Source organism: Bacillus cereus group sp. BfR-BA-01349, from assembly GCF_022663795.1.
GTDB lineage: Bacteria > Bacillota > Bacilli > Bacillales > Bacillaceae_G > Bacillus_A > Bacillus_A cereus.
The window spans coordinates 56,332-68,873 of record NZ_JAKUGE010000027.1 but is presented as its reverse complement, the minus strand read 5'-3'; the positions used below and the strand labels follow the sequence as shown (position 1 = coordinate 68,873).

Here is a 12,542-nt window from a genome sequence, read left to right as displayed (position 1 = left end):
AAACAACCTTAGTCCTATTGAATTTGGAACTAAGGCTGCTTAATGAAAAGGCACCTAATCTATTACTGTCTACTTGACAGGGGTAAGACCAGATTACTATAATCATCTTCTTTTTCATTAAAAGCATAAATATCAGCTGCTGCTAATCTTAATTTTCCTACATCACTGTTTATTTTAAATCTTTGGAGATCATTTGTACTATTCCCCACACTTATTCCCTCCTATTTTATACATTACCTATTATTCATATATTGTCTTTCATACTCCTCATATTTGTTTTTAGAATTTTCATTATTATCTTCTTTAGTATTTAAATAGATCGCTATTTTTTGATCATGTCTTATTAATTGACCTTCTTTATTCTTTTTTTCATACCCCATCGTTATGCTTATCGTAGTGAATTCCATAGGATTTTCTTTTGTATCTTTTGCCGAATTAAATTCCAATAATAATATTGCTTCATCAAATTTATCATAGTCCACCTTTAACTTATCATTAATTATTTCTTGAAATTCCGATTCAGTTAAGTAATATGTTACCTTGGATGGTTCACTAAATCTTTTTTTATCTTTTTTGGGTTTTAAACTATCTATTCCCTTCAATCTATCAAATATAAAATGAACATTCGAAACATCCAAACTTTGATCTGGACTTTTCAATTGATTATCTTCATATTTAATACTAGTTCTATATATAGTTTCTTCTTTTTTTTGCTCATTATTTAATGAACTAGCAATTTCTTGTAAAGTTGTCCCATAGAACCTTTTTTCTTTGATATTGTATACCGCTCCTGTCGTTTGATATACGACGTTAATGCGTTTATCATTTTCCGCCCAAAACGTACTATCCCTAACCTCTTCTTTCACATACGCATACCCATCATCACTCGCAGACATAACTGTCTTCATATCCCCTTCATCCAACGCCTTTACTAATCTCTCATACTCTATCTTTGTCTCTCCAAAACCACATCCACTTAATAAACTTGCCACTATTGACACGACTATCATCACCTTAGCTTTCTTCTTTAATTTCATACTGTCACCTCGTTAGTTACTCTAGGCATTTTTAGTTTCATTATGTTCCCTTTTTGATAGTAATACACTTCATCTTTACCTAATGGCGCTTCGTTGCTTATATATTTTATTTTGAAGATACTTTGATCATTTAATGGCATTGCGATAATTGCTGCTGTTAGCTTACTTCTCATTTTCATAGGTAGAGCTTCACGATTTCGGTCCATGTAGTCGTGGTGACCTGCTAATACAAAGTAAATGCCCACTGTACGAGATAGATCAATTAAAGTTGCTGCATCTTCCATTTCTAAATAAACAAATTTACTAAACTCTTCAACATTTGTCATGATAATGAGTTGTTTTGTGAATGCAGGAATTTCTCTACCTTCTTGTCTTGCTTGCGCTAATTCAAGAGCTCGTTCGCGAATTACTTCCATCCAATACTTCGCATGCATATTGATTTCATTTTCGTCTACAATGTAGTGCGTCACATTATCTTTATATTGAACGAAACTATACTCTGCTGTATCCACTAACGTCACACTTTCAAAATAATCTTTATTCAATTGCGATAGGATGCTAGATACAATTTGTTTTCTCATACTATCATCTACACTATAAATCATTAAATGATCATTCACTGCAATATCATGAGCTACAACTTCTACGTTTGCAAAATCAAGCCCCATTGGAATTCTTGCTGCTTGTAGAGCTTTTGTAACGTCTTTATTTTTACGATAAGTAGCAATATCAATAATTTCTGGCATCATTGGAATTGCCTTCGGACGTTCTCCATCCCATTCTCGGTCCATATCATTTGCTTCTTGTTGTAATAATTGAATTTGCTGTAATTCATCTTCTGCTTTCGTAGGTAATGCAACCTGGAATAATGTAGGAGATTCTAGTTTTATTAACGCTCTTCCTGCTGTTTCTTCCACTTTTATATCAGATCGCCCTACAATACTAGCTACTTCACTTTGATCAATCATATATAGGCAAGTTTGAATTTTAATATTATTGTACAATTGAATTCTAAGTGCATTTTGTCGCCCTGCACTAATTAAGGTATGAATTCCTAAACTTGCTCCATCTCGGACAATTTGCATAATTAGCATTTCAAAGCTTTCATAGAACTTCGCTTCTTTTACTGCATCATAATTGTCGATCGCAATAATAATATGTGGTATTTCTTTCCCACTTGCCTTTTCATACATTTCAATATTTGCAACGTCATATTCACTTAATAATCGTTTACGATTTTTCATTTCTTGAGTTAATCTTTCAACAAACTTTAAACATTTTTCAGATTCATCAATCGTAATCGTATCCGCTACATGAGGTAATCCTTTCAAAGGTAGAAGACCATTTGTTCCAAGGTCCACTAAATACACATGCAAATGCTCCGGACTATGCTGACGAGCTACATCCATAATGACTGATTGTAAGAATGTTGATTTTCCGTAGCCAGGGCTTGAGAAGACCGCTACGTGTCCGTCTTTACTAATATCTAGTGTTAATGGTGTTTGTGATTGTAATTCAGGCTGATCTAGTAGACCAATTGTTGCTTGTAATGGTTTCTTTTCTTTCGTCCATGCTTCTTTGAACTGAATAGCATGTAAGTCTTGTAAATATACGCTTTCTGGAAGTGGTGGTAACCACGGTCTAGCTAACGCTTCAATTTCATTTACTTCTGCGTAATCGTGAATGTAGTCAATAACAGCATCCAGCTCAGATGGTACGCTTATTACTTCTTTACTGCTACCAAGTCCACTTAAATCTTCACTTAATATTTCATATTGTCCTAGATCATTTATTGCATATATCGTTGCGTCTAAATGTTCTTTATCCTCTTTGTTTTCTACATAGTCTGCTCCGCTCCAAGCTGATTGGAATAGTTCATAAATTTCATTATTCCCAACTTGTAAGTAAGCACGTCCTGGTAATGTAATTTCAGCAGCATCCGGTGTTTTTAAGATTTCATTACTATCTGACGTATTTTGAACTTTTAATGCTAGTTTGAATTTCGAGTTACTCCAAATTTGATCATCTACAACACCACTCGGTTTTTGCGTAGCTAATATTAAATGGATTCCGAGCGAACGACCGATACGCGCTGTTGAAACTAACTCTTTCATAAATTCTGGTTGTTCTGACTTCAGTTCTGCGAATTCATCACTAATTAAAAATAGATGCGGCATCGGCTCACTTACTAAGCCTTCTTTATACAGTTTTTGATACTGATTAATATGGTTTACATCATTTTCACCAAATAATCGTTGTCTTTTCTGTAATTCAGCTTTAATTGATGCGAGCGCTCTCATACTTTGTGCTCCATCTAAGTTCGTAATTGTTCCTAATAAATGCGGTAAGTTTTTAAATAAATTCGCCATTCCGCCGCCTTTATAGTCAATTAGTAAAAAGGCTACTTCGTACGGGTGAAAATTGACTGCTAGAGATAAAATATACGATTGTATAATTTCCGATTTACCTGAACCTGTTGTACCTGCTATTAATCCGTGTGGTCCGTGTGCTTTTTCGTGTAAGTTTAAGTTTACGATATCTTCTTTACCACGTAATCCAAGTGGTACGGCTAAAGATTTATGCGCTGCATTTTTCTCCCAGCGACTTGTGATATTCAGTTCTTTTACTTTTTCAACGCCGTACATTTCTAAAAATGTTACGCTTTCTGGAATACTATTTTTTAAGTTTTGCAAATGATTTAATGGTGCTAATGCCCGTGAAATATCTTCTAAATTAAACCCTTTCGGTACGTGATTTAGTTTAAATTGACGGTTAACAAGCTCTCCTTGCTCTAAGATGATGTTCCCTTGTTTTGCATCTCTTATATCTATTACCGTTTTCACATGCTCCGGTAAACTTTGCATAACATCTTGTACAAATACAAGTGATACACCTAATTGACTCGGATCATCATTAAAGAATTCCATAACAACATGGTCTAATATTAGTTTTTCATCTGTAATGAGAACGACATAGTGCGGTGCAAAGTACATTTTTTCATTAGTAGAACTTTTTTCATCTAGTTTTAATTTTCGTTCTTTCAATATTTGATACAAACTATTTAACACTTGATCACGGCTACGATCATGGTATACAAATCCACGTACATTTATATCGCGAACACTTCCATGAGGTAACCAGCGCATCCAATCCCATTTTTCTTTTTCTTCTTCCGGAAAAATAGTAATAAACTGCAAGTCATAATAACTATGGAATAAAGCCGTTTGTGCAACTAATAATTGTAATTGCTCTAACACTAAAGAGCGTTGGCCAATATAACCGACTGGTCCATTCATTAAATCTGTTACAACTGGTACATCTTCCAATGATAGATAACGCTGTCTTAGTTCACGTGCTATATCGATTAATTCATCTTTCGTTTGACTAAACTCTTCTTCATTAAATTGAATTTCAAAACTCGTATTAGCTTGTCCTGTTCCAACGCTAAATGTTAAGAAATCATGATGTAACATTGTTTTTTCATAAATTCTAGGATTTACTTGAACTGCCATATTACGTATTACTTCTACATTTGGATTGTGATAATGTAATGCGTGACGCTGTTTTTCACTTTCTGCATGTAAATCTTTCGTTTTTTGTTTTATATACTCTCTATAGCTTTTATCTCGTTCAACAATGTCGACTTTATATTGCTTCAAATTTTTAATATACGATGTGACAGAAACAATGATTGTTACTAATGTCATCGCAATCGATGCGATAATAAACATTCCATATTTCATGAAAATAGCAAGTAATACAGTTACGACAATCATGACAAGTGAAGGTGCAATGATTCTTGCTAAATGCTCCGTTGGTTTTGATGGCATACTTGAAGGCTTTGCAATTGTCATTTTCTCTTCTGGTTCACGGTAAATAATACGTGGTGAACGATGATAGTCTGGATAACCACTTTGATAATTTGTTTCTGATTCTACTAAAATAGGTAACGCAGATTTCACTTTATTTTCTGAAGAAAGTACTTGAATGTCTTCACTACCAATCTCCAATAAAATACCATCAAAATATAATACGTCTCCTGATTCCAACATAACGCTATCTTTTAACTTCGTATAATTATGAAATACATCCCCGCCATACACGTTCACTTTAAAAGAATCGTACAACGTTTCGCGAGATAGCATTAAATCGACACTAGTCCCGGTAATAGAAATATCATCGTAATCGTTTTGACTCACTGTAAGAGAATGTTTCGTTCCAATATCAAACACTTTAGTTGTGCCAACAATAGATATAAAGATTTTCAAGCTCACATCTCTTGTTTTCCCAATCTCAATTTCCTTATTGAATTCTATTAATTGATCCTGTACCATCCAAGCATTTGCTTCATTATTCCACTTTAACTCTACCTCTTGTTCTAAACTTGGATTCGTAATATCATTTGTCCACTCTTTTCCAATCGACACTATTGATTGCTCATTTGGATGTAATGTGCACTTATATATTTTGTCTCCATAAGTCAATACTAATAGTTGCTCCATCCGTGTTCACTGCTCCTTTTCAACTGTCTCATCAAGTGCTTACTCTTTTTTCTCTGTGTCCGACAAATTTTTATCGTTTGATGAATTGCCATATTTCTTTTTATATTCATCTAATTGTTGCTCATATGTTTTTAACTTTTGATCACGTTCTTCCCCTGATAAATCTGGATTATTTTTCAGTGATTCAATTTGTTTAACAAGGCCGTACATAATAAGCTGAGGATCATCAAGTGTCTTAGCTAAATCTAATGATTTATCAAAATTACCTTTTCCGTTATACATCCAATACAGCAAATACTTTTCATCACTTTTCAAACTAATATTTTTCATAATCGATTTCTTTTGAGCTTCACCTAGTTTTTCAGCTGTAATGTATGCGAATGCTAACTCATATTTAGATGCAATCGGTAATGATTCAAACTCCTCTTCATTCAATTGCGTAATGACTTTGTCATAATCAGTTGCTATGAAACTTGCATTTGCTTCTAACAATTTATTTTGATAAGGAAATTTTATAAAAGTGAAATATATTAAAGGAGCAGCTAAAATAACTGTCGCCGCTATGAAGGAAAAAGCTAAGTATTTAAATGATTTATAGCTTTTTTTAGGTACTAACTGCATATTTTTTTCTGTTTTTGTTTGTTCCTTCTCAAAGCTGTCATCAAGAAACTGCAGTAATGCATCTAAGCTTTCCATTTGAGCAACGGTCTGTTCAAATGTTGTTTCTTTTGCATCTTTTAGTAACCCAGCATACAAATCATCAAAGTTATGTTTTTGGGAGAATAAAGCAATAATTAGACACTTATATTGTGTTAAAAATTGCTCTTCTAATAACGGGGTTGGCGGAACAATATCTCGAATTCCTCTATGTATAATACTTGGTATTAAATTAGCATTAAAAACTATATTGTCTGGATGTAAAAAGAACGTGATTCGTTTATTTAAATATTTACGAAACTGCGCAACATTCCGAAGTAGTCTTAATTTCTCATTTCTTCCAAAACGGCTAAGATCGTCCCACTTATATAATTTTTTATCTACTTGATATAGAAACGTAAACATATCATCCGTTTCTTCTATTGTTAATGGTACAAATTCAGACGATTCGCCCGTAATTATATCGAATTGACGGAAGTCTTTTATACGTGTTTGAGATTTGGTCATCTCCAATTTCCAATTTTCTTTTTCTATTTGAAATTGATAGTTCATTGCATCAATTTGAATTATTTTTTCCGTCATGTTTATCCTCTTCTCCTTTTCTTTATAACCCGTAATAACTTATTTTCAAATAACTAAAAGTAAAAAATATTCTTTATAAAACTTGCAAAATATCTCCATCTGTTATTTGGTGATCAATTAAACGATCATTATCTGTTAAAACAATTGACTTATTTTTCACTTTAATTACAAAATGTGAACCTTCATGATTATCAATCTTTAGCGTATCTAATAAGTTTTTTAATAAATATTTAATAGATTGATGATTCGGAATACGCAAATCATATGTATTTCCATTCCATTTACTAAAATCTACTGTCACATTGATATGTGTTTGTATTGCCATCGCTTTACCTCCAACTTTTACGAAGAACCGTATAAATACCGATGCAAATAAGTAGAATGCCGCCGCCAAATAATAATATTATTGTTATACTAATTGGCTCTTCATTCATTGTTTCATTACTCGCTACTTCATCTGCACTTTTTCTGACAATGTATTCACTGCTAAACAAACTATTTTTCGTATCTTTAACACTATTATTCTCTTTTGGTTTTGTAAAAAGAGAATCTCGCAAAGCTTCCATATCTTTTTGTTCTTTCTTTTTCTTTTTCTCAATTTCTTCTTCTATATCTTTGTTAAATAACTCAATCGATGCTTTATCTAATTCTGTTTCCTTATGTTCCTTTTTATTTTTTTCTTGGTCGCTTTCTTCAAGTCGATCCACTTTAAACTTAATCTTCCCATCATCACCAAGATAACTGTCAGCCGCGCTCCTTATCGGTAGCGCGACAAACAGTAAAAGGATAGAGAGAAATGATAACTTAGCCACTATGCTCCATTGTTTGATCATTTACTTCTTTTTCCTCCCATTTCTTATGCCATACAAATAGATTACTAACCAATCCAATAATGGCAATTACAAACAATACGACAAAAATAACTTTCCCAGTATCTTTACCACTAATAAAATCATTTAGAAAACTTTCTATATACTGAAGCGGTGAGAATTGACGTATCTTTCCGACAGACGACATTTGATCTACTTTACTTCCAACTGCCTCAGTTAAAAATAGGTACATGCTTAAAAATACTAATAGTATAAACATTCCTACCATTTTTATTTGTCGTAATAAGTAGGTTGAGACTAATACAAACGCCATCATAATAAATGTGATGAACGCAATCCATAGTAAACTTTGATCCTGACCGAACTTTAAAAGACGCCCAGAAATGATACCTATACTAATCCCTTCCACAATTGATATACCGAAAGCTACTACTGTAGTTGGTACATTCATATCAATTAATGAGAATTTCTCTTCAAAATGATCTGATTGCATTCGTTTCTTTTCTTGATTCGCAATTGCGTATGCTGTAAATAATGCAACAATGAAACAAGTTAATACAATTAAGTATGGTGTAAAAGCATTTCCTGCTACAATTACTCCATCATTTTGCTTTTGAACTGGACTAGCTAAAAAGTCATATAGCATCTCATTTTGACGATCTCCAATACGGCTATTCGCTAAAATTTTCGTAAAGTTTTTGGAGAATGATTTATCATCTTCCATTTTCTTCGTAAAGTCATTTAATAATAAATCAGCTTTTGAAACAATTGTCGTTCCGCTGTCTTGAATTTCTTTTGCTTGTCCATTAATTTGATCAAATGTTTTATATACATCGTCTGAAGTTGCTAAACTATGCTTCGAACTTTCGACCAATGACTGACTTTGCATCATTAATGATTTAATACCAGAATCTAACGATAAAATAGCTGTTTGCTCACCAGCATGATTTGTTGTTAATACTTGCTGCTCTTCAACTAGCTTTAAGCTATTCTCACGCCATTTCGCTAAACCTTTTACATACTCTCCTAAATTTTCATTCATACTAGTTGCTTGTTGCGTCGTTCCATTTAATTTCTCCGCTAGTAGCATAGAATTTTGATCCGCACTAGTAATAGATTGTTGATAAGAGTTTATTTTTTGTTTTAAACCTGACATATCTTGCTTTATTTCTGTAGTAATACTTGATGAAACAAGATTTGAAATTAAATCAATTAAACTTTGTTTATTTAATACGTAGTACAAAGATTGATCCGTCGCAATTGCATCTAAACTTCCCTCTTCTAACTTAGGACCTACATCTTTCGTTCTTAAATCAATCCCATAATACATTTCGTAAAGGCTCATTAAACCTTGATAACTTTCGACTGTATCTACTGCTTCTTTAATTAATACACTAGATATATTTTTTGTTAATACTTCTGCTTTTTGATGTACAACTTAATTCGTTGTACTTTCAGTAACTTTACCGTTATCTGTTCCCGTTTCGCCTCCTGGATTTCCTCCGGTCCCGTTGTCTGTTCCCGTTCCGCCTCCTGGATTTCCTCCGGTTCCGTTGTCTGTTCCCGTTCCGCCTCCTGGGTTTCCTCCGGTTCCGTTGTCTGTTCCCGTTCCGCCTCCTGGGTTTCCTCCAGTTCCGTTATCTTTCCCTGTTGTGTTTTCCATTTTTTTAATAATAGGGTTTTTAGCACTGTGTACTAACGGCATTATGCCATACTGTGATTTATGAACCACATTTTCCACCTTGCTATTTTCCGTTTGTGTTCCTTTATCTTCTTTGTTAGGTTTTTCTTTTTCAGGACTAGTTTCTTTTTTATGAGTCCCACTCAATTCCCACTGCCACATTACAGGAGAGAAAACATCTATATTGATGTTTGAATCTTTTAACTTCACATGCAGATCAATCTTTATATCCCCTTCATTACGAGGAGCTATTGTAATTTCTCCTGCTTCGCTTTGAAGAAAATCACTTGTACGATCCTCACCATCAATATGTAAGAATCCTGTACTTCCATCTAGTTTAAATTCTTCTGGAATCTTTATCTTCAAAATTTGCGGAGATTCCATTTTAATTACTTTCGCAGTATCACTAAATGTAATTCCCTCTGTATAAAGTCTATCCTTTACTTCTTTAATAGCGTTTCCTAAAGATATTTTATTTACAGGATCATAATAAAAATTATTTTCTTTATTATATTTTTTTGTAAATTGAATTACATTTTGCAGTTGTAATTTCGTTGTATCTGGCAAATCACTTTGACCGATTTCTTCCATGTTTAAACTAGGTAATTTCGCAATTAAATTCTCGATTTGTTTCTTTATTCGAGCATCTGGTTGTTTCATTAATGTATTTATGAAGATTTCTTGCTTTCCATCATTCGACATAGATTGCTTTAACTTCTTAATTACCGTCTCTTGAATATCACTTTCTAACTTTCCTGCAAGTTCTGTATCATATTCAGATACTTGTTTTTTTACATCTGCTAAATATTTTTGAATCGCTGCAGCATCAGTTAAAATATTCGGTTCTTTCTCTGAAAACGTAAATTGATTTGAAATAATTTTATTAGCGGATTCCAATGCACTTAATTGCTTTAAAGCATCGCCTGTATTCATATCATTCATATATTGATTGAATTGATTTGTGAAATTATTCGCTAACAAATTGTTATCAGTTTGCATTTTTTGAAAGTTATTAAAACCATCTAAGTACGTACTGTTAGATTTATTCCCTTCATCTAACGCTTGACCGAAACCTTTTAAAACATCCTGAAATCCTTTGAAACTATTAACAGAAACACCTGTATAATCTTGTACTGTTTTAAATTGATTTGTGTAATTTGCTAACGGACTATGTATATCTTTTTTATACATAGTTGTTTGAACGTTTCCTTTTTCAATTATTTTACCTATATTATCTTGTGCACCTTGTAGCTTACCGATAATACTCGCAAAATAAACGTCGATTATTTGCTTATTGAAATCTTCTAAAATAACAGAAGCTGTATTTTCTGCCTCAGCTTTCAAATCCTTATTCCCAGTTGCATTTACTTTGTAGTTTAACGTTAATTTCTCTGGAATCTCTGAATCAATCGCAACTGCCTTCCTAGAAAAATCATTTGGAATAACAATCATCATATTGTAATTATTATTTTTCAATCCATTTTCCGCTACCCCGCGGCTAACTACGTACCATTCTTGTTTCGTATTTTTATTTACATTTTTAACAAATTGATCTCCAAACGCTATTTTATTGCCCTCAAATACAGTGCCCTGATCTTCATTTACCAACGCAACTGTCATTTTTGGTGTAGTATTCTCATTAGCTTTCTTAACATTTTGATTTAATGCTAAATAGGAGACCCCTGTTGATAGTACAAGAGCTAAAATAATAAACAACAAGATGCTCCATTTGAACTTTTTCACTACTTATCACTCCTGCGACTGCGAGTCTATCTAATGAAAGACTTCGTATCTTACTCTAGTTTTAAAGTAATTTAGCCATACAACGTATGGTTGCATGGCTAAATTATATATTTCTTTTTATCTGTCTTATTGTAGACCGAAATTACGAGAAAGATCTTCGTCATGTCTAGCAACAGCTTCTGCAGTTTTATTAAGCTGCATATTAATTTCTTGTAATAGCTGTGCGAAGTTTTGTACTTTTGGCTTTAATTGATTGAACTGTTGGTCAAAACCTTCGAAAGCACGACCTTCCCATTCTCCTCTTAATTCATTTTGTAAGTTTTGTAGTTGACGTAAAATGTCCTCAATTTGATTTGCACCTTGTCCATATCGAGTCGCTTTCGATTTAAGCTCCTCTGGTGACATACGAATTTGTCCTGCCATTATTAAATCCCCCTTAAAATTAAAAAATAGTAAAATTAACCAATAATCAATTCTACAAATTGATTATATCAATAATTTAAAAATTTCTAAACAAAAAAATGATATTTTTCCAAAAATTCTCTTTTACTATAATAACGATATATTGTATAATACTAATTTATTTATTTTTAAGCACACTCTATAAATCTACTATAAAATAAAGGCAAACCATCTATTTTATACTTATTCGCTTTAAATTCCAGCGATAAAGTAGCCACTAAATCATTATTTTCTCTTCTCTCATTCAGACTATTCTACTCACTTCAAAGTCATAATTACCTGCCTTTCAACAAACCCAAACTCTTCGTACATCTCTTTTGCAAAATTCCCAGCAAATACATTCAACCGAATTTCTGAATACTTCTCCTTTAATTCCTTAATACCAGCTTCCATCAGTTCTCGCGATATTCTGGGAAAACGTACAATTCATATATAAATCCAAGTTTTTCACGAGAAAAATAGTCTGTATTTTCCCCTATTAATACCCATCCCATTACTTTATTTTTTTCTTTAACGATTAAATAGTATGCTCCTTTTTCTACAATCGGCTTTGTAATCTCAATTGCTTTCTCGGTACTTAATTGACAATTCCCTCTCGTCCCTTCAAAAAGCGATTGAGCCGAATATTTTAATATTTCTTTGGTATCTTCTTGATTCGCCTTAATTATCATTTTTCACAACTCCCCTTGAATAATAGGCATTACTATCGCTTGTTCAAGATTCTCCGCTTCCATAACAATTGCTGTTAATCCGTGTTCTGTACTTGTTTCATGGAGCTCTCCCTTTTCCCAAAACACAGCTTGTCCCGCCTCTATCTTTATCTTTTCTTTATTTACCCCACATACATATCCTGCTCCTTTCACAATAAGAAGCAGTTGAGATACAACTGCTTCATGATTACCGATGATTCCATTCTCGTGTAAATGCATAGCACCGATATGTATATTCCCTCGATGGTTTAATATTTTCGACATGATGAAATTAGATTGAAATACTGATAGGTGCTTTCCTACTTTTTCACTAAAATCAAAAATTTTCATTACTAGTC

At 32.9% G+C, this 12,542-nt stretch carries 8 protein-coding genes and 2 pseudogenes; all 10 read right to left on the bottom strand.

The window, feature by feature from the left end; all coding sequences use genetic code 11:
- Positions 1 to 62: 62 nt before the first annotated feature.
- The 10 genes and pseudogenes from MR169_RS16355 to MR169_RS16310 all read right to left on the bottom strand — a co-directional run bounded on the left by MR169_RS16355 (position 63) and on the right by MR169_RS16310 (position 12,534).
- Positions 63 to 209 (bottom strand): hypothetical protein, encoded by a 147-nt coding sequence (locus tag MR169_RS16355; protein WP_242319667.1) that lies wholly within the window; start codon positions 207 to 209, stop codon positions 63 to 65.
- A 24-nt stretch (positions 210 to 233) separates the two neighbouring features.
- On the bottom strand, positions 234 to 1,037 hold the full coding sequence (locus MR169_RS16350) for a DUF3952 domain-containing protein (RefSeq protein ID WP_061673126.1): 804 nt from the start codon (positions 1,035 to 1,037) through the stop codon (positions 234 to 236).
- Positions 1,034 to 5,539 carry a type VII secretion protein EssC gene (gene essC, locus MR169_RS16345; RefSeq protein WP_242319666.1) on the bottom strand — a complete coding sequence of 1,502 codons (4,506 nt, stop codon included), beginning with the start codon at positions 5,537 to 5,539 and terminating at the stop codon, positions 1,034 to 1,036. The genes MR169_RS16350 and essC overlap by 4 nt, the downstream gene beginning before the upstream one ends.
- Positions 5,540 to 5,578: 39 nt before the next feature.
- Positions 5,579 to 6,778, bottom strand: a complete 1,200-nt coding sequence (gene essB, locus MR169_RS16340) for a type VII secretion protein EssB (RefSeq protein WP_000136611.1) — start codon at positions 6,776 to 6,778, stop codon at positions 5,579 to 5,581.
- Between the two features lie 73 nt (positions 6,779 to 6,851).
- Positions 6,852 to 7,103, bottom strand: a complete 252-nt coding sequence (locus MR169_RS16335; RefSeq protein WP_001007571.1) for an EsaB/YukD family protein — start codon at positions 7,101 to 7,103, stop codon at positions 6,852 to 6,854.
- A gap of 4 nt (positions 7,104 to 7,107) precedes the next feature.
- Positions 7,108 to 7,611 (bottom strand): type VII secretion protein EssA, encoded by a 504-nt coding sequence (essA, locus tag MR169_RS16330; RefSeq protein WP_000595655.1) that lies wholly within the window; start codon positions 7,609 to 7,611, stop codon positions 7,108 to 7,110.
- A pseudogene (gene esaA, locus MR169_RS16325) lies at positions 7,583 to 11,005 on the bottom strand (type VII secretion protein EsaA). The gene essA and the pseudogene esaA overlap by 29 nt, the downstream one beginning before the upstream one ends.
- Before the next feature lie 153 nt (positions 11,006 to 11,158).
- A complete protein-coding gene (locus MR169_RS16320) occupies positions 11,159 to 11,455 on the bottom strand; it encodes a WXG100 family type VII secretion target (protein ID WP_000918601.1) in 297 nt (98 codons plus the stop codon).
- A 297-nt stretch (positions 11,456 to 11,752) separates the two neighbouring features.
- Positions 11,753 to 12,165, bottom strand: a pseudogene (locus MR169_RS16315) (GNAT family N-acetyltransferase).
- A gap of 3 nt (positions 12,166 to 12,168) precedes the next feature.
- The gene (locus MR169_RS16310; protein ID WP_000688078.1) at positions 12,169 to 12,534 is read right to left on the bottom strand and encodes a hypothetical protein; all 366 of its coding nucleotides are present in this window, start codon (positions 12,532 to 12,534) and stop codon (positions 12,169 to 12,171) included.
- Between the last annotated feature and the right edge of the window lie 8 nt (positions 12,535 to 12,542).

What these genes read in the sequence shown, in the direction of transcription:
- MR169_RS16335 (WP_001007571.1), bottom strand. Translation starts at nt 7,103, where the DNA reads ATGGCAATACAAACACATATCAATGTGACAGTAGATTTTAGTAAATGG.
- essC (WP_242319666.1), bottom strand. Translation starts at nt 5,539, where the DNA reads ATGGAGCAACTATTAGTATTGACTTATGGAGACAAAATATATAAGTGC.
- MR169_RS16320 (WP_000918601.1), bottom strand. Translation starts at nt 11,455, where the DNA reads ATGGCAGGACAAATTCGTATGTCACCAGAGGAGCTTAAATCGAAAGCG.
- essB (WP_000136611.1), bottom strand. Translation starts at nt 6,778, where the DNA reads ATGACGGAAAAAATAATTCAAATTGATGCAATGAACTATCAATTTCAA.
- MR169_RS16310 (WP_000688078.1), bottom strand. Translation starts at nt 12,534, where the DNA reads ATGAAAATTTTTGATTTTAGTGAAAAAGTAGGAAAGCACCTATCAGTA.
- MR169_RS16350 (WP_061673126.1), bottom strand. Translation starts at nt 1,037, where the DNA reads ATGAAATTAAAGAAGAAAGCTAAGGTGATGATAGTCGTGTCAATAGTG.
- essA (WP_000595655.1), bottom strand. Translation starts at nt 7,611, where the DNA reads ATGATCAAACAATGGAGCATAGTGGCTAAGTTATCATTTCTCTCTATC.